Origin of the sequence: Kitasatospora sp. NPDC050463 (assembly GCF_040655255.1) — a bacterium.
Classification (GTDB): Bacteria; Actinomycetota; Actinomycetes; order Streptomycetales; family Streptomycetaceae; genus Kitasatospora.
This window is the reverse complement of record NZ_JBFAJO010000071.1, coordinates 1-25,468: the sequence shown is the minus strand read 5'-3', so window position 1 is coordinate 25,468 and position 25,468 is coordinate 1. Positions and strand designations below refer to the sequence as shown.

At 74.5% G+C, this 25,468-nt stretch carries 22 protein-coding genes; 13 read left to right on the top strand and 9 right to left on the bottom strand.

The window, feature by feature from the left end:
• Positions 1-24: 24 nt before the first annotated feature.
• Entirely contained in the window at positions 25-816 is a 792-nt protein-coding gene (locus AB0J08_RS32405) for a TIGR03089 family protein (RefSeq protein WP_360641430.1), read from the bottom strand.
• A 103-nt stretch (positions 817-919) separates the two neighbouring features.
• Here AB0J08_RS32405 and AB0J08_RS32400 point away from each other — a divergent pair, with 103 nt between their 5' ends.
• The gene (locus AB0J08_RS32400; RefSeq protein WP_360641429.1) at positions 920-2,053 is read left to right on the top strand and encodes a peptidoglycan recognition protein; all 1,134 of its coding nucleotides are present in this window, start codon (positions 920-922) and stop codon (positions 2,051-2,053) included.
• Between the two features lie 16 nt (positions 2,054-2,069).
• Here AB0J08_RS32400 and AB0J08_RS32395 read toward each other — a convergent pair whose 3' ends face one another.
• On the bottom strand, positions 2,070-2,561 hold the full coding sequence (locus AB0J08_RS32395; protein ID WP_360641428.1) for an SgcJ/EcaC family oxidoreductase: 492 nt from the start codon (positions 2,559-2,561) through the stop codon (positions 2,070-2,072).
• 54 nt (positions 2,562-2,615) lie between these two features.
• Here AB0J08_RS32395 and AB0J08_RS32390 point away from each other — a divergent pair, with 54 nt between their 5' ends.
• Positions 2,616-3,545: a DNA-3-methyladenine glycosylase 2 family protein gene (locus tag AB0J08_RS32390; RefSeq protein ID WP_360641427.1), complete on the top strand. Its 930-nt coding sequence runs from the start codon at positions 2,616-2,618 to the stop codon at positions 3,543-3,545.
• A gap of 76 nt (positions 3,546-3,621) precedes the next feature.
• Here AB0J08_RS32390 and AB0J08_RS32385 read toward each other — a convergent pair whose 3' ends face one another.
• The 3 genes from AB0J08_RS32385 to AB0J08_RS32375 all read right to left on the bottom strand — a co-directional run bounded on the left by AB0J08_RS32385 (position 3,622) and on the right by AB0J08_RS32375 (position 6,571).
• Entirely contained in the window at positions 3,622-4,914 is a 1,293-nt protein-coding gene (locus tag AB0J08_RS32385; RefSeq protein ID WP_360641426.1) for a coenzyme F420-0:L-glutamate ligase, read from the bottom strand.
• Positions 4,911-5,870, bottom strand: a complete 960-nt coding sequence (gene cofD / locus AB0J08_RS32380) for a 2-phospho-L-lactate transferase (protein ID WP_360641425.1) — start codon at positions 5,868-5,870, stop codon at positions 4,911-4,913. Before cofD ends, AB0J08_RS32385 begins: the two co-directional genes overlap by 4 nt.
• A gap of 65 nt (positions 5,871-5,935) precedes the next feature.
• Positions 5,936-6,571, bottom strand: coding sequence for a cysteine dioxygenase family protein (locus tag AB0J08_RS32375; RefSeq protein ID WP_360641424.1), 636 nt, complete (start codon positions 6,569-6,571; stop codon positions 5,936-5,938).
• A gap of 607 nt (positions 6,572-7,178) precedes the next feature.
• Here AB0J08_RS32375 and AB0J08_RS32370 point away from each other — a divergent pair.
• The 3 genes from AB0J08_RS32370 to AB0J08_RS32360 all read left to right on the top strand — a co-directional run bounded on the left by AB0J08_RS32370 (position 7,179) and on the right by AB0J08_RS32360 (position 13,218).
• Positions 7,179-7,451, top strand: a complete 273-nt coding sequence (locus AB0J08_RS32370; protein ID WP_148644569.1) for a WhiB family transcriptional regulator — start codon at positions 7,179-7,181, stop codon at positions 7,449-7,451.
• Between the two features lie 226 nt (positions 7,452-7,677).
• A complete protein-coding gene (locus tag AB0J08_RS32365; RefSeq protein ID WP_360641423.1) occupies positions 7,678-11,538 on the top strand; it encodes a glycosyltransferase family 2 protein in 3,861 nt (1,286 codons plus the stop codon).
• 6 nt (positions 11,539-11,544) lie between these two features.
• Positions 11,545-13,218: a DUF5719 family protein gene (locus AB0J08_RS32360; RefSeq protein WP_360641422.1), complete on the top strand. Its 1,674-nt coding sequence runs from the start codon at positions 11,545-11,547 to the stop codon at positions 13,216-13,218.
• Between the two features lie 48 nt (positions 13,219-13,266).
• On the opposite strand, the gene AB0J08_RS32355 is transcribed toward AB0J08_RS32360, so the two are convergent.
• The gene (locus AB0J08_RS32355; RefSeq protein WP_360641421.1) at positions 13,267-13,719 is read right to left on the bottom strand and encodes a metallopeptidase family protein; all 453 of its coding nucleotides are present in this window, start codon (positions 13,717-13,719) and stop codon (positions 13,267-13,269) included.
• A gap of 177 nt (positions 13,720-13,896) precedes the next feature.
• On the opposite strand from AB0J08_RS32355, the gene AB0J08_RS32350 reads away from it, so the two are divergent.
• The 6 genes from AB0J08_RS32350 to ahcY all read left to right on the top strand — a co-directional run bounded on the left by AB0J08_RS32350 (position 13,897) and on the right by ahcY (position 20,440).
• Positions 13,897-14,316: a DUF3499 domain-containing protein gene (locus tag AB0J08_RS32350; RefSeq protein ID WP_360641446.1), complete on the top strand. Its 420-nt coding sequence runs from the start codon at positions 13,897-13,899 to the stop codon at positions 14,314-14,316.
• A gap of 163 nt (positions 14,317-14,479) precedes the next feature.
• Positions 14,480-15,865 (top strand): phosphomannomutase/phosphoglucomutase, encoded by a 1,386-nt coding sequence (locus tag AB0J08_RS32345; protein WP_360641420.1) that lies wholly within the window; start codon positions 14,480-14,482, stop codon positions 15,863-15,865.
• 135 nt (positions 15,866-16,000) lie between these two features.
• Positions 16,001-16,183, top strand: a complete 183-nt coding sequence (locus AB0J08_RS32340; RefSeq protein WP_329487918.1) for a Trm112 family protein — start codon at positions 16,001-16,003, stop codon at positions 16,181-16,183.
• An 86-nt stretch (positions 16,184-16,269) separates the two neighbouring features.
• Complete coding sequence (locus AB0J08_RS32335; RefSeq protein ID WP_360641419.1) at positions 16,270-17,520, top strand: SIS domain-containing protein; 1,251 nt, start codon at positions 16,270-16,272, stop codon at positions 17,518-17,520.
• A gap of 116 nt (positions 17,521-17,636) precedes the next feature.
• Positions 17,637-18,611, top strand: a complete 975-nt coding sequence (locus AB0J08_RS32330) for a cation diffusion facilitator family transporter (protein WP_360641418.1) — start codon at positions 17,637-17,639, stop codon at positions 18,609-18,611.
• Between the two features lie 380 nt (positions 18,612-18,991).
• Entirely contained in the window at positions 18,992-20,440 is a 1,449-nt protein-coding gene (gene ahcY / locus AB0J08_RS32325) for an adenosylhomocysteinase (RefSeq protein WP_360641417.1), read from the top strand.
• A gap of 66 nt (positions 20,441-20,506) precedes the next feature.
• On the opposite strand, the gene AB0J08_RS32320 is transcribed toward ahcY, so the two are convergent.
• Positions 20,507-21,553: a hypothetical protein gene (locus AB0J08_RS32320; RefSeq protein WP_360641416.1), complete on the bottom strand. Its 1,047-nt coding sequence runs from the start codon at positions 21,551-21,553 to the stop codon at positions 20,507-20,509.
• A complete protein-coding gene (locus AB0J08_RS32315; RefSeq protein WP_360641415.1) occupies positions 21,550-22,062 on the bottom strand; it encodes a SigE family RNA polymerase sigma factor in 513 nt (170 codons plus the stop codon). The genes AB0J08_RS32320 and AB0J08_RS32315 overlap by 4 nt, the downstream gene beginning before the upstream one ends.
• A 120-nt stretch (positions 22,063-22,182) precedes the next feature.
• Between AB0J08_RS32315 and AB0J08_RS32310 the strand changes: the two genes are divergently transcribed.
• Positions 22,183-22,821, top strand: coding sequence for a hypothetical protein (locus AB0J08_RS32310; protein ID WP_360641414.1), 639 nt, complete (start codon positions 22,183-22,185; stop codon positions 22,819-22,821).
• Between the two features lie 57 nt (positions 22,822-22,878).
• Here AB0J08_RS32310 and AB0J08_RS32305 read toward each other — a convergent pair whose 3' ends face one another.
• Positions 22,879-23,835, bottom strand: coding sequence for an RDD family protein (locus AB0J08_RS32305; RefSeq protein WP_360641413.1), 957 nt, complete (start codon positions 23,833-23,835; stop codon positions 22,879-22,881).
• 227 nt (positions 23,836-24,062) lie between these two features.
• Between AB0J08_RS32305 and AB0J08_RS32300 the strand changes: the two genes are divergently transcribed.
• A complete protein-coding gene (locus tag AB0J08_RS32300; RefSeq protein WP_360641412.1) occupies positions 24,063-25,067 on the top strand; it encodes a stage II sporulation protein M in 1,005 nt (334 codons plus the stop codon).
• The last annotated feature ends 401 nt before the right edge of the window (positions 25,068-25,468 follow it).

Sequence of the window (25,468 nt, the reverse complement as noted above, 5' to 3'; positions counted from 1 at the left end):
TACCCGCCCGGCCGGACCCGGAGGTTACCCGAGGCGCAGTGTCACCCGTTCGGACTCGGTCCGCTTCTCCCACTGCTCGGCGCTCAGACCCTGCGAGTTGCGGCAGAGCACCACCGAGGCGCCAGCCGCGAGCGGGGCCAGCAGGCCGGCCTCCAGGCCCGCCCAGTCCTCGTACGAGTGGGTGGAGAGCACCCGGTCGCCGGCCGTGATGCCGAGCCGGGCCGCGCCCTCCCGGGCCAGCTGGACGGTCTGGTCGCCGGTCAGCTTCAGCGGCAGGCCGTCGATGCCGGTCTCCAGCGCGGGCGTGTCCGGGGTGACGGGGGAGTACGGCGCGAAGCGGTCGCCCTGGCCCGGCACCTCGGCGGCGTAGTCGAGGAAGCCGTCCGGGCGCTGCGGGAAACGGCCGCCGAGCGGGCGCAGGGCGAGGGCCACCCGCTCGCCCTCGCAGGCCTGGGCGGCCTCCAGGCCGTCCGGACCGCTGACCACCAGGTCGGCGGCGGCCGGGTCGCCGCCCGGCACCGCCGTCACCCCGACCGACCAGCAGGCCAGCAGCCAGACGGCGCTCTGCCAGTGGGCGGGCAGCAGGAGGGCGGCGCGGTCACCCGGACCGGCGTTCAGCTCGTCCTGGAGCAGGTTGGCGGTCTTGGCGACCCAGTTGTCGAAGGTCCGGGCGGAGAGCTCCACCCGTTCGCCGGTGGCGTCGTCGTAGAAGGTGACCAGCGGAGCCGCGGGGTCGACTGAGGGAGTGCCACCTCGCAGGAATGCGTGCAGCAGCTCGACGGGGGTTCGGGCATCGGCAGCGAAAAGCGCAGTCATGGTGCGCCCCAGCCTACGGCCTTCGGGTGGCCGACCGGGAGGGGTGGCGGACCCCGCGCGGGGCGGCACGGCCCACGCGGCGTTTTGCGGTGAACATCCCTTTATGGGTATCTCTTTGCCGGTCGCCGCACTCGCCGGCTGCACCGCCGTCCTGCTCCTCCAGCCGGTCACCGCCGCAGCCGTGACCGATCCCGCCCCGCAGCGCCGGACGTCGGCCGGCGGCGGCTCGGTCACCTCGCTGCCGCTGACGGCCGGCCGCGCCCCGGCGCCTCGCCCCACCGAGCCGTTCGAACTGCTCGGGGTCGGCTGGGACGGCCCCGCCCGCTCGCTCGCGGGCGGCTCCGTCCGGGTCCGTACGAGGGACGCCGTCACCCACGTCTGGAGCGGCTGGCACGAGTTGGAGGCGGACGGCGAGGACGGACCGGACACCGCCGCCGGCGGGGCGACGGCGCCGCTCTGGACCGGGCCGAGCGACGGCGTGGCGGTGCGGGTCACCCCCGGTCCCGCCGGGTTGCCGGCCGGCCTGCGGCTCGAACTGGTCGACCCCGGGCGCGGCGCCACCCCGGCCTCCGGCCGGACGCTGCCCGCCGAGCCGCCGGACGGGCACCGGGCCCCCCGGCCCGCCATCGTCACCCGGGCCGGCTGGGGCGCCGACGAGTCCCTCCGGGACCCGGAGGTCGAGTACACCGGCCCGGTCCGCGCGGTCTTCGTCCACCACACCGCCACCGCCACCGAGTACGCCTGCGCCGACGCACCCCGGGTGATCCGGGCGATCTACCAGTACCACGTGCAGGGCAACGGCTGGCGGGACATCGGCTACAACTTCCTGGTCGACCGCTGCGGCACCGTCTACGAGGGCCGGGCCGGCGGCGCCGAGCTCCCGGTGCACGGCGCGCACACCCTGGGCTTCAACACCGACTCGGCGGGTGTCGCGGCGCTCGGCACCTTCGTCACCGACGCCCCGCCGCCGCCCGTGCCGGACGGGCTGGCCCGGCTCGCCGCCTGGAAGCTCGGCCTGGCCGGCCAGGACGCCGCCGGCCGCACCCAGCTGGTCTCCTCCTCCGACGGCAGTCTTTTCCCCAAGGGCACCACCGCCACCTTCGACGCCGTCTCCGGCCACCGCGACGCCTTCAGCACCGAGTGCCCCGGTGCCACGCTCTACCCGCTGCTCCCGGCCGTCCGCACCCAGGCCGCCCTGCTCCAGGGCGGCGCCCGGTGGCCGGTCCCCGGGTGGTGAGTCCCGGATTTCTGGTCTAGACCGGTCCGGGTCCCTGGGGGACCAGCGCCCGCAGCTCGGCGGTCAGCGCCCGCGCGAGGTCCGGCCGCAGGTCGTACCGGGCCGGGGTGTTCTGCAGCAGGGCGATCCGCCAGCCCGCGCCCGCGTTGACGGCGATCACCGTCTGTAGGGCGTTGAGCTCCGGATCGAGGTCCTCGGCGTCGTCCGGCACCAGGCCCGCCACGGCGTCCAGCTCGGCCACCCCCGGGCCGAGCGCCCGGACCCGCCGAACCCTGGCGACGTACTCCGGGGTGGCGTGGTGAGTGAAGATCCGCCCCAGTTCGGCGGCGATCACCGACCGCCCGGCGTACCTGGTCCCGTCGAATCCGATCATCTCCCCGTCCTCGGCGAACGGCCCGGCGCACGCCGCACCGTCCCGCAGGTTCCAGCCGTCCAGTGCCCGGTGGTAGAGCGCCCGCACCGCGCCCTCGTCCGAGGAGGACAGCTCCGGCTGCCGCGTATCGTTCATACCCCCATGGTCGGCGAAGGCGGTGGAGCCGGACAGCGGAGGAGGCGCACGACGGTGACGGACGAGGCTGGGGGCGCGCAGGAGCGCCGCTGGCGCCCGGGCTACCCGCTCGACGTGCCCCGCACCCTGCTGCCCCTGCGGCGCGGCCCGGCCGACCCGGCCTACCGGACCACCGGCGACGGCGGGGTCTGGCGGGCCTCCCGCACCCCGGCCGGCGTCGGCACGCTGCGGGTGCTGGCCCGACCGGCCGACGGCGAGGTCGAGGCACGCGCCTGGGGGCCCGGGGCGGGCTGGCTGCTGGAGCGGCTGCCCGCGCTGCTCGGCGCCGGCGACGACCCGGCCGGCCTGGTGCTGCCGCCCGGCCCGCTGCGGGAGGCCCAGCGGCAGGCGGCCGGCGTCCGGCTCACCCGGACCGGGCTGGTGCTGGAGTCGCTGGTGCCCGCGATCCTGGAGCAGAAGGTCACCACCGACGAGGCGTACCGGGCCTGGCGGATCCTGCTGCGCGACTTCGGCACCCCGGCACCCGGCCCGGCCGAGGGCATGCGGGTGGCGCCGTCGGCCCGTGAGTGGGCGCTGCTCCCCGGCTGGGAGTGGCACCGCGCGGGCGTGGACCCGAAGCGCTCCGCCACCGTGGTGCGTGCCGTCCGGCTGGCCGCCCGGCTGGAGGAGGCCTCGGCGATGGACCACGCCGACGCGTTCGCCCGCCTCACCGCCGTCCCCGGCATCGGGGTCTGGACGGCCGCCGAGACCCTTCAGCGCAGCAACGGCGACCCGGACGCGGTCTCGGTCGGCGACTACCACCTCCCCAACCTGGTCGGCTGGGCCCTGGCCGGCCGCCCCCGCAGCGACGACGCGCAGATGCTGGACCTCCTGGAGCCCTACCGCCCGCACCGGTACCGGCTCTGCCGCCTGCTGCTGGCGGCCGGCGCCCGGGCCCCGCGCTACGGCCCCCGCCTGACCCCCAACGACCACCGGGGGCGGTGAGGAAGGGTGCCGACGGTGTACACGTCGAGGTGGACGCCCGTCGGCGACCGTCGTGACCTGTGCCGCCGGTAGACCCCTACCGCACCTCGACGAAGGCGGCCGCGCTGCGGGCCGGGCGTTCGCGAGGCGGTTCGGCCGGGCGGCCGACCGCGACGGCGCCCATCGGGTCCCAGCCGGCCGGCAGGTCCAGTGCCGCGCGGACGGTGTCGCGGCAGAACATCGTGGAGGAGACCCAGGCCGTGCCGTAGCCCTCGCCGGCCAGGGTGACCAGCAGGTTCTGTACGGCGGCGCCGATGGCGACGGTGAACATCTCGCGCTCGGCGGCGGCGCGGCGCGCGTCCGGGTAGTCGTGCGAGCCGTCCGTCACCAGGCACGGGACGACCAGGTAGGGCGCGTCGCGCAGGACGTCGCCGCGGGCGGTCCGCCGGGCGATCCGCGCGTCGTCCCAGCCGTCGAGCTCGCGCAGGTCGCGCTGCCAGGCGGCGAGCATCGCGTCCAGCAGCCGGGTGCGGACCTCGGCCGACTCCAGCAGGACGAACCGCCAGGGGGTGGTGTGGTGCGGGGCGGGCGCGGTGACGGCGGCGTCGACGGCGCGGCGGACGGCGCCCGGGTCGACCGGTTCGGGGGTGAACGCGCGGATGGTGCGCCGCAGGGTGACGGCCTGTCGGAGCGCCTCGGAGGTGCCCAGCCGGAACATGTCGTCGGCGGAGGCGCGCACCAGCGGCCGGGCGCCCTCGCCGTCCTCGGCGGTGACCAGGTGGCCGAGGCCGCGGACCACGGCGACCGGGGTGCCGGTGGCCTTGCCCTTGACCAGGTCGGCGGCGGCGGCGAGTTCGTCGGCGGTGGCGGTGACGGTCATCGCCAGCTCGTTGCCGTGGCTGTCCGTGCGACCGCGGTGGTCCTCCAGCGCGGGCAGTCCGGCGGCGCCGATCGCGACGTCGGTGAGGCCGTTGCGCCAGGGCCGGCCGAAGGTGTCGGTGAGGACGACGGCCAGCCGGAGCCCGGTGAGCTGCTGGAGGCGGACCCGCAGCGCGCGGGCGGAGGCGTCCGGGTCCTCGGGCAGCAGCAGCACGGTGCCGGGGGCGGTGTTGGAGGCGTCCACCCCGGCGGCGGCCATCACCAGGCCGTTGCGGTTCTCGACGATCCGGACCGGGCCGCGCCGGGCGACCACCCGGACGGTCTCGGCGTCGATCGCGGCCTCGCGGTCGGTGGCCCGCAGCACCCGCCCCTCCGCCTTGCTGACGATCTTCGAGGTGACGACCAGGACGTCGCCGTCCCGGTAGGTCGCGGCCTTGGCGATCAGCGCGGCGAGGTCGGAGTCGGCGTCGATCTCCGGCAGGCCCGTGACGGGCAGGATCTGCAGGGTCACGCCCGCACCCGCTCGGCGAGCTCCAGTGCGGCCCGGGCCATCTCGGCGGTGGCGGCGACGTCCGTCATCAGCAGCGGTACGGCCCGGCAGGCGATGCCGCCGGCCTCGACCGCGGCGACCGAGGCCTCGTCGGCGGTGTCCACCAGCCAGCCGTCGAGGAGGTCGGCGCCGTAGTTCAGGGCGACCGCCTCCGCGGTCGCCTCGACGCCGACGGCGGCCAGCACCTTGTCGGCCATGCCGCGCACCGGCGCCCCGCCGATGATCGGGGAGAGCCCGACCACCGGCGCCTGGGCGGCTGCCACCGCGGCCCGGATGCCGGGCACGGCGAGGATGGTGCCGATCGAGACCACCGGGTTGGACGGCGGGAACAGGATGACGTCGGCGGCCGCGAGGGCCTCCAGCACGCCGGGCGCGGGCTTGGCGGTGTCCGCACCGACCGGGACGATCGCCTCGGCGTCGACGGCGGCGTGCAGCCGGACCCAGTACTCCTGGAAGTGGATCGCCCGGGTGCCGTCCCCGTCCGTGATCCGCACGTGCGTCTCGACCCGGTCGTCACTCATCGGCAGCAGCCGTACGCCCGGCTGCCAGCGCACGCAGAGCGCCTCGGTGACCTGGCTGAGGGTGTACCCCGCGATGAGCATCTGGCTGCGGACGAGGTGGGTGGCGAAGTCGCGGTCGCCGAGCCCGAACCACTCGGGCCCGACGCCGTACTCCTTCATCTCGGCCTTGATCGACCAGGTCTCGTCGGTCCGGCCCCAGCCCTGCTCCTCGTGGATGCCGCCGCCGAGGGTGTACATCACCGTGTCGAGGTCGGGGCAGACCTTCAGGCCGTAGAGGTGGATGTCGTCACCGGTGTTGCCGATGACGGTGATCTCGTCCTGCGGGCCGAGGGCCTCCTTGAGTCCGCGCAGGAAGCGCGCTCCGCCGATTCCGCCTGCCAGTGCCACGATGCGCATGCGCCCATCCTGCCACGGCCCGACTGGCCGTCAGCCCGCTTCGCCGGGCCCGCCGCCGCCTGTCGTCAGTGGGCCTCGGCCTGCTCCTGCGGGTGCTGCTCGGGGACGGTGGTGCTGCCGTACTGGTTCATCTCGGTCAGGCCCGGCGTGTACAGGTGGATGGAGACGGCGGGTTCCAGCGCGCCGTTGACCACCTCGTGCAGGTAGCCGGAGGAGAACACCCGCTGCCGGCCCGGGCGCAGCGTGCGGGCGCTCTCACCGGTCTGCGTGAGGGAGCGCTCGATCAGTTCGCCCTCGACGACGGTCATCACCCCGGAGGAGACGCCGTGGTCGTGGAAGCCGCTGCTCTGGCCGGGCAGCCAGCTGAGCAGCCAGACCTCGTAGCCGGGGCCGGTCTCCAGTCGCGCGTACCAGCGGGTGAGCGCGTCGTAGCGGACCAGCGGCTCCCAGCGGGCCCGGTCGGCGGCGATCTCGCGGACCAGCCGGGCGTGGCCTGCGACGGTGGTGGGGTGGCCAGGCAGGTCGGTGCGGGCCAGGTGCGGGAAGGCCAGCGGGTCGCCGGCGATGGAGACGTCGCTCAGGCCGTCGGCCCAGCGGCGGGCGGGGTGGGCGGGTGCCGGGGGAGGGGCGGTGGGCGTCAGGCCACGGCGGGCGAGCTTGTTGCGGTCGCGGTTCCGCTTGCGGATGCGGTTCATGCGCACGGGAGTCGTCCTCGGAGTACGGCTGGTTCGACAGGGATCAGCCGGATCCGGGATGTCCTGGGGCGGGAATCGCGGGCGGCCTCTGTGCTTCCTGGGCGGCGCGCGGTGGGACTGCGGGCGCCTAGATACAGGAACAGAGGCGACAACAAGAGTTCACGGCACGGCGGAGCGTGGAACCGCTCCGGGGGCTGGTGAACTCTGACATGAGGGAAAGGAGACCGCATCCGGCGGTGCGGTGTCAACTCCAGAGCCGGGGCATTCGGGCGGGATAGGCCATGAACTACCCGATGGGGTGATAAATCACCCTCTATGTTTCGATGGGAAGATCGCCGGGAAGGCAGGCCGATGACCGACCTGTGACGATGACTGCGCGTCACACGGTGGCTGGTTGCGAAGGGTTCGACGGGATCCGGACTATTAGTCCGATGTGTCCGAATATGTACACTATTCGTAACGGCTTGGTGCCGGGGAGTGAATCCTGGCCCCAATACCAGAGCTCGGCTTGACTGGGCCAGAGTGACGCAACTGTAATTTCACTCGTGTCGTCAGCCGCACGAGGCCACGGCAACCACGGGGACGCCAAATAGGGGCAGAGGAGGCGCGCCACATGAGCGAGCTCTTTGAGCTGTTGATCGGTGACGGCATCGAGGAGGAGGAAGAAGAACTCGGTTGGCAGGAGCGCGCGCTGTGCGCCCAGACCGACCCCGAGTCCTTCTTCCCCGAGAAGGGCGGCTCCACCCGCGAGGCCAAGAAGGTCTGCCTCGCCTGCGAGGTCCGCTCCGAGTGCCTGGAGTACGCCCTCGCCAACGACGAGCGGTTCGGCATCTGGGGCGGTCTCTCCGAGCGCGAGCGCCGTCGACTCAAGAAGAGCGCGGTCTGACCGGGTCGGCCCCTGACCCTGCTGACCGTTCGACAATCGCACAGCTCGACGGGCGCCTCACCGCGATGGTGGGGCGCTTCCGTGTTCCCGGGCCCTTGCGCCGCCCGGTGCGCACGGCCTCTCCACGGCCCGCGGACGGCGGCGCCACCTGGAGCCGTTAGTGTGGTGCGCCATCCGGTTGCCGTTCACCGGCTGTGTCCACCGAGAACTGGGGCCCGCGCACTCGATGACCGTCTACAGCCACCAGAGCGGCTTCACCGCTGCCAGGCCGCCCGCCTATCCGCGCCACCTGGTCACCGCCGTGATCGTCTCGCACGACGGGGCCCGCTGGCTGCCGCAGGCCCTCGCCGGCCTGCTCGGCCAGGACCGCCAGGTCCAGCGGGTGCTCGCCGTCGACACCGGCTCGACCGACAGCTCCCCGCAGCTGCTCGCCGACACCCTCGCCGACTGGCTCCCCGAGAGCGGCCCGATCGTCCTCGGCCGCCGGACCGGCTTCGGCACCGCCGTCGGCGAGGCGGTCTTCAACAGCCCGCAGCTGCGCCCCGAGGACCTCCCCTACCGGCTCGACCCGTCCGGCTACGACCCGGTCACCGGCGGCTGGGACGACTTCGGCGACCCGCTCGGCCACGAGGACGACCTCGGTCGCGACGGCCCCCGCGAGACCCAGCCGGTCGAGTGGATCTGGCTGCTGCACGACGACTGCGAGCCGCAGACCGACGCGCTGCGCCGCCTGCTCCAGGTCGCCGACTCGACCCCCAGCGCCGCCGTCGTCGGCCCCAAGCTGCGCAGCTGGTACGACCGTCGCCAGCTGCTGGAGGTGGGCGTCAGCATCGCCCGCTCCGGCCGCCGCTGGACCGGCCTCGACCGCCGCGAGCAGGACCAGGGCCAGCACGACCAGGTCCGCCCGGTGCTGGCCGTCTCCACCGCCGGCATGCTGGTCCGCCGCGACGTCTTCGAGGAGCTCGGCGGCTTCGACCGGGCGCTGCCGCTGATGCGCGACGACACCGACTTCTGCTGGCGGGTCAACGCCGCCGGCCACCGCGTCGTGGTCGCACCCGACGCCGTGCTGCGGCACGCCGAGGCGGCCAGCCGCGAGCGCCGCGCGATCGACTGCGGCCCCTCCCACCCGCACCGGCTGGACAAGGCCGGCGCCGTCTACACCCTGCTCGCCAACTCCAAGGGCGTGCTCTTCCCGTACGTCCTGCTGCGGCTGGTGCTCGGCACCCTGCTGCGGGTGGTCACCAACCTGCTCGGCAAGGACCCGAAGCAGGCCTTCGACGAACTCGCCGGCCTCGGCCACGAGCTGGTCCGGCTGCCCCGGCTGCTGGCCGCCCGCAAACGCCGGGCCCGCCGGCGCGCCGCCGACGCCCTGGACGACCGCACGCTCTTCCCGGCGCCCGGAGCGACCGCCCGGCTCGCCGTCGAAGGCGTGATCGGCTCGCTCGGCATAGGGGGCGGCGACGACTCCGGGGCCGGCCGGCACGGCTCGGTCGAGGCCGGCCCGGGCGACGAGGACTCCGAGGACCTGGTCGTCGAGCAGTTCGCGCTGATCAAGAAGCTGGCCCGGCGCCCCGCGCCGGTCCTGTTCGCCGCCCTGCTGGTCTTCGCCCTGGCCGCCTGTCGCAGCCTGTTCGGCGCCGGCGACCTCTTCGGCGGCGCCCTGCTGCCCGCCGCCGACGGCGCCGGCGGCCTCTGGTCGATGTACGCGGACGCCTGGCACCCCGTCGGCACCGGCTCCACCGCGGCCGCGCCGCCCTACCTCGCCGTGCTGTCGGTGTTCTCCTGGGCGCTGTTCGACCACGCCGACCTCGCGGTCACCCTGCTGGTCGTCCTCGCGGTGCCGCTCGCCGCCGTCAGCGCCTACCTGGTCTCCCGGCCGCTGCTCGACTCCAAGCTGGTCCGCGCCTGGGCCAGCGCCACCTACGCCCTGCTGCCCGCGGCCACCGGCGCGCTCGCCCAGGGCCGGATCGGCACCGCCGTCCTGGCGGTCCTGCTGCCGCCGCTGGCCCGCGCGGCCGCGATCTCCGCCGGCCTCGGCATCCGCGCCGAGAGCGCCGCCAAGGGCGCCCGACCGGGTTGGCGCCCGGTCTGGATGACGGTTCTGCTGCTCACCCTCGCCACCGCCTTCGTGCCGCTGGCGTGGGCACTGGCGGTACCGCTCTGCCTGGCCGTGCTCGCCGCGGCCGTGGTGCGCGGCGGGGCGTTCGGCTCCGGCGGCGCCGCGCTGCGCCTGCTCGGGCTGCGCGTGCTGGTGATCCTCGCCGCCCCCGTGCTGGTGCTCGCGCCCTGGTCGCTGCAGGTGCTCTCGCACCCCCAGCGGCTGCTGCTGGAGGCCGGCCTGCCCGGCCTGCACGGTGGCGGCGCGAGCGGGTTCGGACTGCTCCTGGTCAACCCGGGCGGCGCCGGAGTGCCGCCGGTCTGGCTGTCGGCGGGCGTGGTGCTCGCCGCGCTGGCCGCCCTGCTGCGCGCCGACCGCCGCCGCGCGGTGCTCGCCGCCTGGGGCGCCGCCGGCGCCGGCCTGGTCTTCGCGGTCGTGGTCGCGGGCATCTCGGTGACCCCCGCCTCCGGCGGCCCGGCCGTTCCCGCGTGGGCCGGCCCGGCCTCCCTGCTCGCCGGCATCGCCCTGCTGGCCGCCGCCGCGATCGGCGCCGACGGCGCCAACGCCCGCGTCGCCGGCATCGCCTTCGGCTGGCGCCAGCCGGTCGCCGCCCTGGTGGTGGCCGCCGCGGTGCTCGCCCCGCTGGGCACCGGCGTCTGGTGGGCCGTCACCGGCGCCGACGGCCCGCTGCACCGGGCCCCGGCCGCCCAGGTGCCCGCCTTCATCGCCGAGGAGGCCGGTACCACCGACCGCGCCCGCACCCTGGTCGTCACCGGCGACCCGAAGGGCGGATCGGTCCGCTACACCCTCGTGCGCGGCGCCGGTCTGACGCTCGGGCAGGCCGAGTCCACCGTCGACCCGGCCACCGGCACCACCGACGGCCTGAACCGGGTGGTCGGCAGCCTGCTGGCCGGCTCCGGCGCCGACCAGGCCGCGGCCCTGTCCGGCTACGGCATCGCCTACGTACTGGTCGATCGGCCGCTGATCGGCGTCTTCAAGGACGTCCTGGACACCACCCCCGGCCTGGTCAAGGCCAACCAGGACGGCGGCGCCGCGCTCTGGCAGGTCAACGGCACCCCGGCGACCCGCGCCCTGATCACCGCCCCCGGCACCACCCCGGTGGTGGTCCCGGCCGGTGAGCGCGACATCGACACCACCGTCGCGGCCGGCTCCGAGGGCCGGGTGCTGCGTCTCGCCGAGGCCGCCGCCCCCGAGTGGAAGGCCACCCTGGACGGCGCCGCGCTGGAGGCCACCACCGTCGACGGCTGGGCGCAGGGCTTCAAGCTCCCGGCCGGCGCAGGCAAGCTGGTGGTCACCCGGGAGGGCAGTCCGCTGCACACCGGGTGGATCTGGGCCCAGCTGCTGCTCGGCCTGACCGTCCTGGTGCTGGCCCTGCCCGGCCGCCGCAGCCACAAGGACGACGACCTGCCCGAGGAGGTGGTCGCCGCCGCCGCGCTGGCCGCCGCCGCCCAGGCGCAGGCGCCCGCCCCCGGCAGCCGCCGGGCCCGCCGGATGGCCGAACGCGGCGAGGGCGGCGAGGGCGGTGACGGGGACGGCGGCGGCGGCGTGTACGAGGGCCGCCCGGGCGCGGTCCCGCAGCAGCCCGTCGGCGAGCAGCCGGTCGAGGCGGTCCGGGCGGCCGCGGCCGTCCAGGAGGCCGAGCCGTACGCCGACCCGTACCAGACCTACCAGCAGGCCGACCCGTACAGCTACGGCTCCTACCCGGCCCAGCAGCCGGTCGCCGCGCCGTACGGCGGCCAGGAGTACGGCTCCGACGGGTACCAGCCGCCGGCCTACCCGCAGGGCGGCCAGCCGGGCTACGAGCAGTACCAGCAGGACCAGCAGTACGGCTACGACCCCTACCAACAGGACGGGCAGCAGCCGTGGGTGCCGGGGCAGCCGCAGGGCGAGCCCCAGTACGACCCGAACGATCCCAACAACCCCAACGGGCCGAGCCGGTACCCGCACCACCACGGATCGGGGAGCTGACCCGCGATGAAGAAGCCCGCTTTCTCGAAGAAGCCCGAGGTCCGGCCCGGCGCCGGTGCGCCGGACGAGACCGCGTCCGGCCCGACCGGCCCCACGGGGTCGTCCGGAGGGACGAAGACGACCCAGTCGCTGCTGGCCGCGGCCGCGGTGCTCGCCGTGGTGTTCGGGGTCGCCGAGCTGCGCCCGCCGGCCGCCCCGGCCGGCGCGGACCAGGGCGGCGCGGCGGCCTCGGCGCAGGTCGAGCGGACCGCCGCGGTCTGCCCGCAGCCGCTGCAGGGCCTGACCGGCTCGACCACCGTCACCGCCTACACCCCGCCCGGCACCGGTGCTGACGCCGCCGGCGGGGCCGGCTGGGTGGCCGACGCCGCGGCGCCCGCCACCGCGCCGGCCGCGGCCCCGGCAGCGCCCGCACCGCCGGCCCCGGCACCCGCCGCCTCCGGCGCGCCCGCCGCGGACAAGGGCGGCGCGCCCTCCGACGCCCGGCTGAACCTGACCAAGCCCGGCACCCCCGTGGTCGCCCCCGCCGCCAACGGGGACACCGCCCCCGGCACCGGGGCCGTCGCCACCGGTGCCCTCGCGCCCGGCTTCACCGTCACCCAGACCACCACCGTCACCGAACAGCGCGGTCAGGGCCTCTCCGGCCTCACCTGCACCCCGGCCGGTACCAGCTTCTGGTTCGCCGGCGCCGGCACCGCGGGCGACCGCGCCGACTACGTCAGCCTGGTCAACACCGAAGCCACCGCCGCCGTGGTCGACATCAAGCTGTACGGCGACAAGGGCCTGATCGAGAACGACGCCGCCAACGGCATCACCGTCGCTCCCGGCAGTTCGCAGTCCGTCCTGCTGCCCACCATCAGCAAGGGCCCGGTCGCCGACCTCGCCGTGCACGTCGTCGCCCGTACCGGCCGGGTGGGTGCCGCCGTGCACGCCGCCGACGGCGCCAAGGGCGCCGACTGGGTGCCCGCCTCGGCCGACCCGGCACCCACCCAGGTGCTCCCCGGTCTGCCCGCCGACACCGCGGCCGCCCACCTGGTGGTCTGGGCCCCGCCGGAGGACGACGCCGACCTCAAGATCGAGCTCTCCGGCAAGAACGGCTGGTTCACCCCGGCGGGCAACGAGTCCATCCACGTCAAGGCCGGTCTGGTGGCCGCCGTCGACCTCGGCAAGGTCACCCGCGACGAGGTGGCCGGCCTGCGGCTCTCGCCCAGCGACGACAAGCACCCCACCCCGGTGGTGGTCGGCCTGCGGGTCGACCGCGTCGGCCCGAACGGCAAGTCCGACGCGGCATGGCTGGCGGGTGCCGCCCCGGTCGGTGCCCGCGCCACCGTGGCCGACAACCGCGGCGGCGGCCCGTCCACGCTCTTCCTCACCTCCACCGGTGAGGCCGCCACGGTCAGGGTCACCGCCTCGGCCGGCAGCGGCGGCGGAACCCCGGCCACCAAGGACGTCCAGCTGCCGGCCGGCGGCACGGTCGCGTTCCCGGCCCCCGAGCCCACCGGGCTGAACGGAAGCTTCGCGCTGACCGTGGAGACCGTCTCGGGCGGCCCGGTGGTGGCCGCCCGGATGCTGGCGATCACGAGCAAGGACGTGCCGATGTTCACCGTCCAGGCGCTGCGCGACGACCGCAGCAGCGTCAAGGTCCCGCGGGCCGCCCAGGACCCGGAGGTCGTGCTCCGCTGACGCCGTGCCGGAGGGGCGGTACCCGGGTACCGCCCCTCCGGCGTCGCGTCATTCCTCGTCGTAGCGCGGATCGATGGCGTCCGGGGACAGCCCCAGCAGCTCCGCCACCTGCTCGATCAGGATCTCGTGCACCAGGGCCGCGCGGTCCTCCCGCGACTTCGCCCGGATCTCCACCGGCCGGCGGTACACGACGATCTGGCTCTTGCGCCCCTGCCGGCCCGGCGACACCTGCCCCAGCGGCACCCCGCCGTCCGCGTCCGGGCCCTGCGCCTCGTGCAGCGGGACCTCCTGGACGGCGAACTCCACTTCGATCAACTGCGGCCAACGCCGTTCAAGACGCTCCACCGACTCGCGCACGTAGTCGTCGAACAACTCGGAGCGGGTGAGCGAGATCGGCACCTGCGGAGGCGCCAGCGGGCCGCGCAGACCCCTGCCGTGCCGGTCGCGGTGGCGCGGGCGGCGCGAAGGTCCCGTCGATGACTGCGGTGCAGAGCTGTCCATATCACTGCCGAGGGTAGTCCTTGGACGGTCGGAAGTGGACCACCCCGTCGGCGAATCGCCCGGGGCGGCGGGTGCACGCACGAGCGGGCGGGTCGGCGCGGGGGGCGCGTCGCGCGGAGCGCCCGCCGAGCGTGGCGAGGGGGCGTTCGAGGCGCGCGGACCGCGACACGGCACGCCCTGCGGACAGGCGGTCTTCGCTCCCCGGCGAGGAGTGCGGTACCGTCCACCCTCGTGAGCTCTGTACGTCGTTGTTCGCGGACCGCGTGCGGCCGACCGGCCGTCGCGACGCTGACGTACGTCTACGCGGACTCCACCGCCGTCCTCGGCCCGCTCGCGACCTACGCCGAGCCGCACTGCTACGACCTGTGCGCCGAGCACGCCGAGCGCCTCACCGCCCCGCGCGGCTGGGAGGTCGTCCGACTCGCCGCCGAGGCCGGCCCGCTGCGCCGCAGCAGTGACGACCTCGAAGCGCTCGCCAACGCCGTCCGCGAGGCCGCCCGCCCGCAGACCCCCCGTCAGGGCCGCGGCCCCGAGGGCGAGTCCACCGAGGCGGGCCGCCGCGGCCATCTGCGCGTGCTGCGCTCGCCCGACAACTGACGGTCGGTCCCGCCCGCACCGCGCTCGGAGCGTTCGTCCGACCCCGGTACGCTGCCCGTCTACCGCCTGCCCAACGGCGCGGTGCCCCGACATATCGTGACCCGGGGGTGGCCAGCCGCCCCCGGAAGCACATCGATCAGACAGAGACCAGGGTGGAGCCGCAGTGCGCGACCTCAAGCAGCTCGTGAAGGCGTACGACGTTCGAGGCGTCGTCCCGGACCAGTGGGACGAGAGCCTCGCGCGCGCCTTCGGCGCCGCGTTCGTGCAGGTCACCGGAGCGTCCGCGATCGTGATCGGCCACGACATGCGGCCGTCCTCCCCGTCGCTGAGCCGGGCCTTCGCCGAGGGCGCCGCGGCGTACGGCGCCGACGTGGTCGAGATCGGCCTCTGCTCGACCGACCAGCTGTACTACGCCAGTGGCCGGCTCGACCTGCCCGGCGCGATGTTCACCGCCAGCCACAACCCGGCGCAGTACAACGGCATCAAGCTCTGCCGCGCCGGCGCCGCCCCGGTCGGCCAGGACACCGGCCTCGCGGACATCCGCGAGCTGGTCGAGTCCTGGACCGGCGAGGACGACACCGTCACCGTGCCCGTGCGGGAGGTCGAGCCCGGCTCGCTGTCCGCCCAGGACACCCTGCGCGGCTACGCCGACCACCTGCTCGGCCTGGTCGACCTGACCGCGATCCGCCCGCTCAAGGTCGCCGTCGACGCCGGCAACGGGATGGGCGGCCACACCGTGCCGACCGTCTTCGACGGCCTGCCGATCGAGCTCGTCCCGATGTACTTCGAGCTGGACGGCACCTTCCCCAACCACGAGGCAAACCCGCTCGACCCGAAGAACATCGTCGACCTGCAGGCCAAGGTCCGCGAGGTCGGCGCCGACCTCGGCCTCGCCTTCGACGGCGACGCCGACCGCTGCTTCGTCGTCGACGAGCGCGGCGAGCCGGTCTCGCCGTCCGCCATCACCGCCCTGGTCGCGGCCCGCGAGATCGCCCGGGCCAGGGCCGCCGGCGAGGACGAGCCGACCGTCATCCACAACCTGATCACCTCCTGGACCGTCCCCGAGGTGGTCCGGGAGCTCGGCGGCAAGCCGGTCCGCACCCGGGTCGGCCACTCCTTCATCAAGCAGGAGATGGCCGTCACCGACGCGATCTTCGGCGGCGAGCACTCCGCGCACTACTACTTCCGCGACTTCTGGCGCGCCGACACCGGCATGCTGGCCGCGCTGCACGTGCTGGCCGCCCTCGGCGGGCAGGACGGCACGCTCTCCGCGCTCACCGCCGAGTACGACCGCTACGCCGCCTCCGGCGAGATCAACAGCACCGTCGCCGACCAGGCCGACCGCTCCGCCGCCGTCCGCGCCGCGTACGCCGGCCTGGAGGGCACCACCGTGGACGAGCTGGACGGCCTCACCGTGGCCGGGCCCGACTGGTGGTTCAACCTGCGGGCCTCCAACACCGAGCCGCTGCTGCGCCTCAACGTCGAGGCCAAGGACCCGGCGCGGATGGCGGAGCTGCGCGACGGCGTGCTCGCCATCGTCCGCGGCTGACCCGCCCGGAGGTACGCCCCCCGCGGGCGCCCCGAGGCACGCGCCTGACGCACGCCGCCTGTGCCCCGGCCGGTAGGGTTTCCTCCTGGCCGGGGCACCGCCGTGCCACCCCCGAGATCTGGAGCCCGACACCCCATGAAGCTCGAATCCTTCCTGCTGGAGATCCTGGTCTGCCCGCAGTGCCGGGCCGCGCTCACCGAAGGCGGCAGCGAGGAGCACCCCGAGCTGCTCTGCACCGGTGAGGGCTGCGGCCTCGCCTACCCCGTCCGCGACGGTATTCCGGTCCTGCTGGTGGACGAGGCCCGCCGCCCGGCCTGATCCTTGGGGCCAAGACCCGCACGGGCGCGGACCCGCACCCGCCCTCGCAGCCCGCAGCGCCCAGCCAGCAGCCGGAGGCCCGCCGCATGCTCGACGACACCCTGCTCGACGACCCGGCCGCCCTCCAGCGCGCCGACCACGACCGTGCCCTGCTGGCCCTGGCCGGCGCCGGCGCCCGGGTCCGCACCGCGCTGCGGCTCGCCGACGCGGCCGGCCTCGACCGGCTGCGCCCCGACGGCCGCCCGCGCGCCGTCCTGGTGGCCGGCCACGGCAGCGCGCTGACGGCGGGCGAGATCCTCGCCGCCCTGGCCGGCACCGCCAGCCTGATCGCGGTGCTGCCGCCCACCGACGCGGTGCCCGTGCCGCGCACCGACCGGGCCGTCGCGCCGCCGGTCTTCACCGCCGGGCTGGCCTGGCAGCTGCCCGGCTGGGCCGGCCCGCTCGACCTGTTGGTGATCAGCTCCGCGGACGGCGGCGAGCAGGGCCTGATCGCCCTCGCCGAACAGGCCTACGCGCGCGGCTGCGCCATCGTCGTCACCGCCCCCGCCGGCAGCCGGCTGGCCGAGGCCGCCCTCCAGGTGCGCGCGCTGCCGCTGCCGTACGTGCCGTCGAACCTGCCCGACGACGGCACGCCCCCGGCCGGGCCGGCCGCCGAGCCGGACCTCCCGGCCGAGGACCCGGCCGCGCTCTGGGCCCACCTCGCCCCGCTGCTCGCACTGGCCCAGAAGCTCGGGGTCACCCAGCTGCCGTACGACGCGCCGGTCACCACCGCCGACCTGCTGGACGCGGCCGCCGTGCGCTGCCGGCCGGACGCCGCCGCCTACACCAACCCCGCCAAGAGCCTGGCCGCCCGGCTGGCCGGCACCGTGCCGCTGCTCTGGGCCGAGGGACCGGTGGCGGGGGCGGCCGCGGCCCGGTTCACCGCCCAGCTCGCCGAGCGGGCCGGCCGGCCGGCGCCGGCCGGGCTGCTGCCGCACGTCCTGACCGCGCACCGCGGCATGTTCGCCGGTCAGCTCGGCGCGGGCGCCGACCCCGACGACTTCTTCCGCGACCGGGTCGACGAGCCGGACCCGCTGCACCTCCAGGTGCTGGTGCTGCGGCACCTCCCGGGCGGCGCCGCCGCCGGCGAGGACGACCCGGGGCCGGTCGAGGTGCAGGCCGACGACGAGCGCCCGCGCGGCTACCCGGCCACCCGGGCGCACCGGCTGGCGGCCGCCCACGACGTCCGGCTCACCGAGTACGCCAGCACCCGGTCCGACCCGCTGCACGCCCTGGCCGACCTGATCGCGCTGACCGACTTCGCCGCCGTCTACCTGGGGCTCGCCGCGCAGTCCTGAGTCGCGGCGCGGCGGCCCGGTACCGTATGCGCTCGACGGCACTCGACCGAGGCAGAACTCGACAGAGCAGAGCGCGGGCTGCGTGAACGGCCCCCGGCGGAGGGATCCATCCGAGCATGAGCACCGAAGGCGGTACCAAGGCCCTGGTCGCGGCGCTGGCCGCGAACCTGGGCATCGCGGTCGGCAAGTTCGTGGCCTTCGCGTTCTCCGGCTCCTCCTCCATGCTGGCCGAGGGCGTCCACTCGCTGGCCGACTCCGGCAACCAGGTGCTGCTGCTGGTCGGCGGCAAGCGCTCACAGCGCGCGGCCACCGCCGAGCACCCGTTCGGCTACGGGCGCGAGCGCTACATCTACGCCTTCCTGGTCTCCATCGTGCTGTTCAGCGTCGGTGGCATGTTCGCCCTCTACGAGGGCTACGAGAAGATCGCCCACCCGCACGAGCTGGACAACTGGTACTGGCCGATCGGCGTGCTGGTCCTGGCCATCGGGCTGGAGGCCTGGTCCTTCCACACCGCCTACGGCGAGGCCGTCAAGGACAAGGGCGGGCACGGCTGGCCCGCCTACATCCGCCGGGCCAAGGCGCCGGAGCTCCCGGTCGTCCTGCTGGAGGACACCGGCGCGCTGATCGGACTGGTGCTGGCACTGTTCGGCGTCGGCCTGACCGCGATCACCGGGGACGGCGTCTGGGACGGCATCGGCACCCTGTCGATCGGCGTGCTGCTGATCGCCATCGCGATCGTGCTGGTCCTGGAGACCCGGTCGCTGCTGATCGGCGAGTCCGCGCACGAGGAGGTGGTGGCCGAGATCCGCGACGCCCTGGTCGACCACGACTCCGTCACCCGCGTGATCCACATGCGGACCCTGCACCTCGGCCCGGAGGAGTTGCTGGTGGCCGCCAAGATCGCGGTCAACGCGGAGGACACCGCGGCGCAGGTGGCGCAGGCCATCGACAACGCCGAGACCCGCGTCCGCCGGGCCGTCCCGATCGCCCGCGCCATCTACCTGGAGCCCGACGTGTACAGCGCCGAGAAGGAGGCGCAGGGCGACGACCCGTACGCCACGCCCGGCGGACCGGCCCCGGCCGCGCACTGAGCGCCGCCGCCCCCAGGCCGGTGCTCACCCGTTCGGCGGTTCACCCGTGCGGGACCGAAGGCAGCCGCCGGGCCGTCGGATCCGGCGGCCGCAGGCCGAAAAACGGTCATACCGAGCCGCCCTCCGGGGCCGCCGGTGTAGATTCGTCCCCAGAGCCAGAACGTCGCTGCTGATGGCGGTCGATCGGTGGCCCGTCCCCTGCGGGCGTGTGCCGGTCGAGGGAGAGAGGTCCTCCGACGGTTTGTGCTGAGCAGCAGGGAGCCGGCCCCCGGTGGGTCCGGTGGCCCCGGCGTTGCCGCGCACCCGTGCGGCCTCCGCCGTGCCGCGACGCACACCCAGGACCTTGGCCATGCCCCACCCCATCAGCGAGGAGCAGACGCATGTCGACCGACATCACCGGTGACTTCAAGGTCGCCGACCTTTCCCTGGCGCCGTTCGGGCGCAAGGAGATCCAGCTGGCCGAGCACGAGATGCCCGGCCTGATGTCCATCCGTGCGGAGTACGCCGCGTCGCAGCCGCTGGCCGGTGCGCGGATCACCGGCTCGCTGCACATGACCGTGCAGACCGCCGTGCTGATCGAGACCCTCACCGCCCTCGGTGCCGAGGTCCGCTGGTGCTCCTGCAACATCTTCTCCACCCAGGACCACGCCGCCGCCGCCATCGCGGTCGGCCCGGAGGGCACCCCGGAGAACCCGCAGGGCGTGCCGGTCTTCGCCTGGAAGGGCGAGACGCTGGACGAGTACTGGTGGTGCACCGAGCAGGCGCTGACCTGGCCGAACGGCCAGACCCCCAACATGATCCTGGACGACGGCGGTGACGCCACCCTGCTGATCCACAAGGGCGTCGAGTTCGAGAAGGCCGGCGCCGCGCCGGACCCGTCGACCGCGGACAACGACGAGTTCCGGATCATCCTGGAGCTGCTCAACCGCACCCTGGTCGAGACCCCGAACAAGTGGACCGAGGTCGCCGCCACCATCAAGGGCGTGACCGAGGAGACCACCACCGGTGTCCACCGTCTGTACGAGATGCACCGCGACGGCACCCTGCTGTTCCCGGCGATCAACGTCAACGACTCGGTCACCAAGTCGAAGTTCGACAACAAGTACGGCTGCCGCCACTCGCTGATCGACGGCATCAACCGTGCCACCGACGTACTGATCGGCGGCAAGGTCGCCGTCGTCGCCGGCTACGGCGACGTGGGCAAGGGCTGCGCCGAGTCGCTGCGCGGCCAGGGCGCCCGCGTCATCGTCACCGAGATCGACCCGATCTGCGCGCTGCAGGCGGCGATGGACGGCTACCAGGTCGCGACCCTGGACGATGTCGTCGAGACGGCCGACATCTTCATCACGACGACCGGCAACAAGGACATCATCATGGCCTCGCACATGGCCCGGATGAAGCACCAGGCCATCGTCGGCAACATCGGCCACTTCGACAACGAGATCGACATGGCCGGCCTGGCCCAGCTGCCGGGTGTCGTGAAGACCGAGGTCAAGCCGCAGGTCCACGAGTGGCGCAAGGAGGACGGCCGCACCATCATCGTCCTCTCCGAGGGCCGCCTGCTGAACCTGGGCAACGCGACCGGCCACCCGTCGTTCGTGATGTCCAACTCCTTCGCCAACCAGACGATCGCGCAGATCGAGCTGTTCACGAAGACCGAGCAGTACCCGATCGGCGTCTACGTGCTGCCGAAGCACCTGGACGAGAAGGTCGCCCGCCTGCACCTCGACGCGCTGGGCGTGAAGCTGACCACCCTGACCAAGGACCAGGCCGACTACATCGGCGTCCCGGTCGAGGGCCCGTACAAGGCGGACCAGTACCGCTACTGATCCGGTGACACGGCCGTGGCCGGCACCCCGTCACGGGGTGCCGGCCACGGCCGTCCCAGGGCGCGGTCAGCGCAGGACGTCGGTCGTCCAGGTGCTCTCGTCCGCGCCCACGGCCCCGGTCATCGACAGCACCCCGGGGAGCCCGCCGATCGCCTCCAGCGCCGGGTTCGGCCCGGGAGCGGTCGACGCGCAGATCCGCACGCCCTTCTCGACCTCGCACGCGCGTGGGTCGGTGCCCGGTGGAGCGATCGCGGGCTCGGCGCCCTCCGGCTGGACCATGAGGTGGACCTGCCGCTTCTCGGCGGTGAGCACCAGGCTGACACGCCAGGGCTCGTCGATGACGGCCGACGGGCGCAGCAACGACACGGCCGTCACCTTGAACGCGGCCGGCAGCCCCGTCAGGCGGACCGGCAACGGGAGGTCCGTCCGCCCGAACCGGGCGTCGGCCGCGACCCGCAGCAGCATCTCCTCGGGCTTCGCCTCCTTCGGCGAGTAGGCGTCCAGCTGCGCCCACCGGCCCGAGGCCGTCAGCCAGCGCAGGCTCAGCGGGTCGACCGGCAGCGGGTTGTCGGAGACCAGCCAGTAGGCAGAACGCCCGTCGACCGCGGGGGCCGGCACCGTGTGCTGCCCGACGTGCGGGGGCTCGGCGGTCCCCGGGGCGAGCGCCAGCGAGAGGTTCGCCGTCGACTGTCCCCTGGTCCACACCTTGGCGGACGTGTGGTCCGACCCCAGCGCGTCGGCGTAGCCGTAGCCGATGCCGCCCTCGCCCCTCGCCCACTCCGGCAGCCAGCCGAACCGCGCCTCGGTGAAGAACGGGTCCGTGCCCGCGGACGGGGCGGACGAGGCGGACGAGGACGGGGCGGAGCTCGCGGCGACGGGTGCGGCCGGTGCCCCGGGCGTGGCGGTGTCGCCGGACGGCTGGATCAGCAGCGAACCGGTCAGGACCGCCGCCGTCACCGCTGCCGCCGCTCCGAACGCGGCCCGGCGACGGCGGCGCAGCCGCACCCGGCCGCGGACGACGGCCCAGCCGGTGTCGACGGCGGACGGCGGAGCGGGTTCGTCGGCGAGTGAGTTCAGCCGCCCCGTGAGGTTGCGGTGCTCGTTGTTCGTCATGACGTCCTCTCTGCGGTGGTGGGGCGGACGGCGAGGGTGGTGCGGAGCGCCTCCAGGCCGCGCGAGGTCTGGCTCTTGACGTTGCCGGACGAGCAGCCCAGCGCCTCGGCGGCCTGGTCGATCGTCAGATCGCAGTAGTAACGGAGCACCACGGTGGCCCGCTGGCGCGGCGGCAGGGCGGCCAGCGCCTTCCGCAGGTCGAGGGAGGCGTCGAGGTCGACGCTCACGCTCTCCGTGTCCGGCTCGACGCCGGTGCGCGTCGTCCGGCGCCACCAGGATGATCGCTGCTCGGCGAGGAACGTGTTGACCAGCACCTTGCGGGCGTAGCCGTCGACGTTCTCGACCCGTCCGGCCCGTGGCCAGTTCACGTAGAGCTTGGTGATGCTCTCCTGGACCAGGTCGTCCGCACGGTGCCAGTCCCCGCACAGCAAGTAGGCGACCTTGCGCAGCCAGCCGCTCCTGGAGGCCACGTACGCGGTGAACTCCGCTTCGCGTGCCGTCTTCGCCATCCCTGCCCCCCTTCCCTCGTACCGGCGGCGCCGATCGGCGCCGTCCACCCTCCTAATGCGGGCCCCCGGGCCGAACGTTGCATGCCGGACGGCCGTGATCGTCCACGTAGGCTTTCGGGCATGCCCAACGGCCGGTATTCGCTCCACGACACCCACCACCACCTCCTGCTCGGCGAGGAGCGGTTCAGCTGCGCGCCCGGCCCGGCCGGCTGGCGGTACGTCTCCAAGACGTACGGGCCCGAGGGGCAGGTGCTCGGCACCGTCGACCTGACGCTGGACTCGCGGGCGCGGCCGCTTCGGGCGGAGCTGCGGGCGGGCGGCTGGCAGGTCCGGGGTGGGGCGGTCGACGGGGTGGCCTGGGTGCGCACCGACGCGGCAGATCCGGCGGGGGAGCACGCGGTGGAGGGCCACGACCGGGCCCACGGCTTCGCCGGACGCTCGCCGGCCTTCCTGGTCGCCACCGCCCGGCTGCTGCGGCTGCGGGAGGGGGCGAGTGCCAAGGTGCGGCTGGTCGCGTTCACCGAGCCGGTGCTGGCGCCGCGCACCTTCGACCAGGGCTGGCTGCTGGAGGGCGTGGAGACGCACGCGACGGACTCGGGGCCGCTGCTTGTCGAGCGCTACCAGGTGGCCGACCTGGAGACGGGCGAGCAGCAGGTGGTGCACCTGGCCGGGGACGTGGTGCTGGCCGCCGCCGGGGTGGAGCTGGAGGAGCTGGAGTCGCCGCCGAACGCCTGGCCCGTCGAGTTCGACGGCCGGTAGCGGGCCTCCCGGCCGGGCCGCGGCGCGCCGGTGGGTGCCGGGGCGCCGGGGGCGGGATCAGGCGGGTGGGGCGAATCCGGTGCCGGGGGCCGGCTGTGGGGCGGGAGGAGCCGGCTGCGCCGGAGCGGTGGGTGCCGCCGGCGGTGCCGGCGTCGGTGCGGCGGGTGCCGGCGTTGCCGGGGTCGGCGCGCCCGGGACCGGTGGCAGGGGCTGGGCCTGGAGGTGGGGGTGCGGCTGGAACTGCTGACCGTAGCCCTGGGCCCTGGTCCACTCCCGCCGCTGGCGCTCGGTCAGCACCGCGCCGAGGTACGCCGCCGGGTGCAGCCCGTACGGGACGGCATGGCCGGTGCGGGCGGCGAGGTCGTCGGCGAGCCGGGCGGACATCTGGTGCGCCACCGCCGGGTCCAGCTGGCCGATCCGGCCGAGCAGCTGGCGGATCGCCAGCCAGAGCGGCTCCGGTACGGCGGAGAGGTCCAGCGCGACCAGCTCGCCGCCGATCGTCCGCAGCAGCTGCGGGTGGACCGGCGGCAGCGCGTTGGCCGCGCCACCGGCGCCCGGCACGCGCTCGCGGACCACCAGGGTCCCCGCGAAGACGTCACCCAGCCGCTTGCCGTCCGACGACACCGCCGAGCAGATCGCCGCCGGCACGCCGCTCAGCACGATGATCTCGAAGAAGCCGACCAGCCCGCGCACCAGCGAGTGCCGGAACCGCACCGGCCCGCCGTCGCTGCGCACCACCCGCAGGCCGAGTGCGGCCTTCCCGAGCGAGCGCCCGCGGGTGAGGGTCTCGACCATGACGGGCAGGGCCACCAGGAAGAACACCACAAGCCCGAGCATGAGGGCGGCGAGGGCCGCACCGTCGAGGTCGACGAGGGCGAAGCTCAGCACCAGGGACGTCACCCCCAGCGCGGCGCCCTGCACGAGCAGGTCCAGCCCGGTGGCCAGCGCCCGGCTCGGAAGCTTCGCCGCCCGCAGGCCGAGGACGACCGCCTCACCCGTCACCAGGTCGCTCAAGACACCCGTCCGTTCCCGTCGGTGGTTCATGGTCCGCGGTCCGCGGGGAGTGGCGTCCGTCGGATCGGCCCCCACGACCCCGTGATCTGCAGTCGTCAACATACGGGGCCGCCGACCCGCTCGGGAAGGGAGGTCCCGGCGGCCCACGTGCCGTCTCCCCCTGGCATGCTGGGCCCACTTGTCCGCACCCGCCTGCCCGCGCCCCGCGCCGACCATGGAGCTGCCGCATGGACCTGGACGTCTTCGTCGCCACCCACCAGGGGGAGTGGGCACGGCTGGACGCCCTCGCCAGGAACCGCCGGCTCACCGGCGAGGAGGCGGACGAGCTGGTCACCCTCTACCAGCGCGTCACCGGTCACCTGGCCAAGGTCCAGGCCGCCGCGCCCGACCCCACGCTGGAGGGCCGCCTCACCAGCCTGGTCTCCCGGGCCCGCGACGCGGTCACGGGCACCCGCACCAGCGGCTGGCGGGACGTCGCGCGCTACTACACCGTGAGCTTCCCGGCCGCGCTGTACCGCTCGCGCCGCTGGTGGCTGCCGGTCGCCGTCCTCTCCCTGCTGGCCACCGCCGTGATCGCCTGGTGGGTGGCCACCCACCCGGAGGTCCGGAACAGCCTGGCCACACCGGAGACGCTCCGCGAGATGACCCGGCCCGGTGGTGAGTACGAGGCCTACTACTCCGACCGTCCCGCGAGCTCGTTCGCGGCCCAGGTCTGGACGAACAACGCCTGGATCGCCGTGCAGTGCCTGCTGTTCGGTATCGCGCTGGGCATCCCCGTGCTCTTCGTGATGTGGAGCAACGTCCTCAACCTCGGCCTCGGGGTCGGGCTGATGGCCTCGGCCGGCCGGCTCGACGTCTTCCTCGGTCTGCTCATTCCGCACGGTCTGCTGGAACTGACCGCCGTCTTCGTGGCCGGCGGTCTGGGTCTGCGCCTGGGGTGGACGATCATCGACCCCGGTCCGCGGACCCGGGGGACGGCCCTCGCCGAACAGGGCCGGAGCATCATCGGCATGGCCATCGGCCTGGCGACGGTGCTGGCGGTCTCGGGGGTTCTGGAGGCCTTCGTGACCCCCTCCGGTCTGCCCACCTGGGCCCGCATCGCGATCGGCGTGGTGGCCGAGGTCGCGTTCCTGCTCTACGCCCTCGTCCTGGGCCGGAAGGCCGCCGCGGGCGGGGAGACCGGCGACCTGGACGCCGCCGATCGGGCGGACCTCCAGCCGGTCGCGGCCTGAGCCGATGTGATCGACAGCCTTCTGACCTGCTAGTCTTCTCGCATCCCGGTCAACCCATTGACGTGGCAAGAACGGGCTAGTAGGTTTCAACGGTTGGGACCGGTTGGACAACATCCGGTCCGAGGCGTTAGTGTCTACGACACCGCCGAATTAGGGCGATCGCATTTCACGAAGTGCGCGCCCTTGACGAGGTAAACCCCCGGAACTGAGCACACCGAAAGCTTTGATAAGCTTCGGAGCGAAGTCGAAGGAAATCCCCCCAGCGGGAATTCGGAGAAACAAGCGCCGGTAAGAACGGCCGCGAGGATCTGATAAGCTGGGAACACGAAAGAACGAAGCGCCCGGAGGGCCCGCTGGAAGGCGGTCCGAAGGAAGTGTCCGTTCCTTGAGAACTCAACAGC

Excerpts from the sequence above, each read along its gene's own strand:
- AB0J08_RS32310 (WP_360641414.1), top strand. The coding sequence starts at position 22,183 with ATGCCCAACGGCCGGTATTCGCTCCACGACACCCACCACCACCTCCTG.
- AB0J08_RS32365 (WP_360641423.1), top strand. The coding sequence starts at position 7,678 with ATGACCGTCTACAGCCACCAGAGCGGCTTCACCGCTGCCAGGCCGCCC.
- AB0J08_RS32395 (WP_360641428.1), bottom strand. The coding sequence starts at position 2,561 with ATGAACGATACGCGGCAGCCGGAGCTGTCCTCCTCGGACGAGGGCGCG.
- ahcY (WP_360641417.1), top strand. The coding sequence starts at position 18,992 with ATGTCGACCGACATCACCGGTGACTTCAAGGTCGCCGACCTTTCCCTG.
- AB0J08_RS32315 (WP_360641415.1), bottom strand. The coding sequence starts at position 22,062 with ATGGCGAAGACGGCACGCGAAGCGGAGTTCACCGCGTACGTGGCCTCC.
- AB0J08_RS32405 (WP_360641430.1), bottom strand. The coding sequence starts at position 816 with ATGACTGCGCTTTTCGCTGCCGATGCCCGAACCCCCGTCGAGCTGCTG.
- AB0J08_RS32330 (WP_360641418.1), top strand. The coding sequence starts at position 17,637 with ATGAGCACCGAAGGCGGTACCAAGGCCCTGGTCGCGGCGCTGGCCGCG.
- AB0J08_RS32300 (WP_360641412.1), top strand. The coding sequence starts at position 24,063 with ATGGACCTGGACGTCTTCGTCGCCACCCACCAGGGGGAGTGGGCACGG.
- AB0J08_RS32340 (WP_329487918.1), top strand. The coding sequence starts at position 16,001 with ATGAAGCTCGAATCCTTCCTGCTGGAGATCCTGGTCTGCCCGCAGTGC.
- cofD (WP_360641425.1), bottom strand. The coding sequence starts at position 5,870 with ATGCGCATCGTGGCACTGGCAGGCGGAATCGGCGGAGCGCGCTTCCTG.
- AB0J08_RS32320 (WP_360641416.1), bottom strand. The coding sequence starts at position 21,553 with ATGACGAACAACGAGCACCGCAACCTCACGGGGCGGCTGAACTCACTC.
- AB0J08_RS32360 (WP_360641422.1), top strand. The coding sequence starts at position 11,545 with ATGAAGAAGCCCGCTTTCTCGAAGAAGCCCGAGGTCCGGCCCGGCGCC.
- AB0J08_RS32370 (WP_148644569.1), top strand. The coding sequence starts at position 7,179 with ATGAGCGAGCTCTTTGAGCTGTTGATCGGTGACGGCATCGAGGAGGAG.
- AB0J08_RS32335 (WP_360641419.1), top strand. The coding sequence starts at position 16,270 with ATGCTCGACGACACCCTGCTCGACGACCCGGCCGCCCTCCAGCGCGCC.
- AB0J08_RS32355 (WP_360641421.1), bottom strand. The coding sequence starts at position 13,719 with ATGGACAGCTCTGCACCGCAGTCATCGACGGGACCTTCGCGCCGCCCG.
- AB0J08_RS32400 (WP_360641429.1), top strand. The coding sequence starts at position 920 with ATGGGTATCTCTTTGCCGGTCGCCGCACTCGCCGGCTGCACCGCCGTC.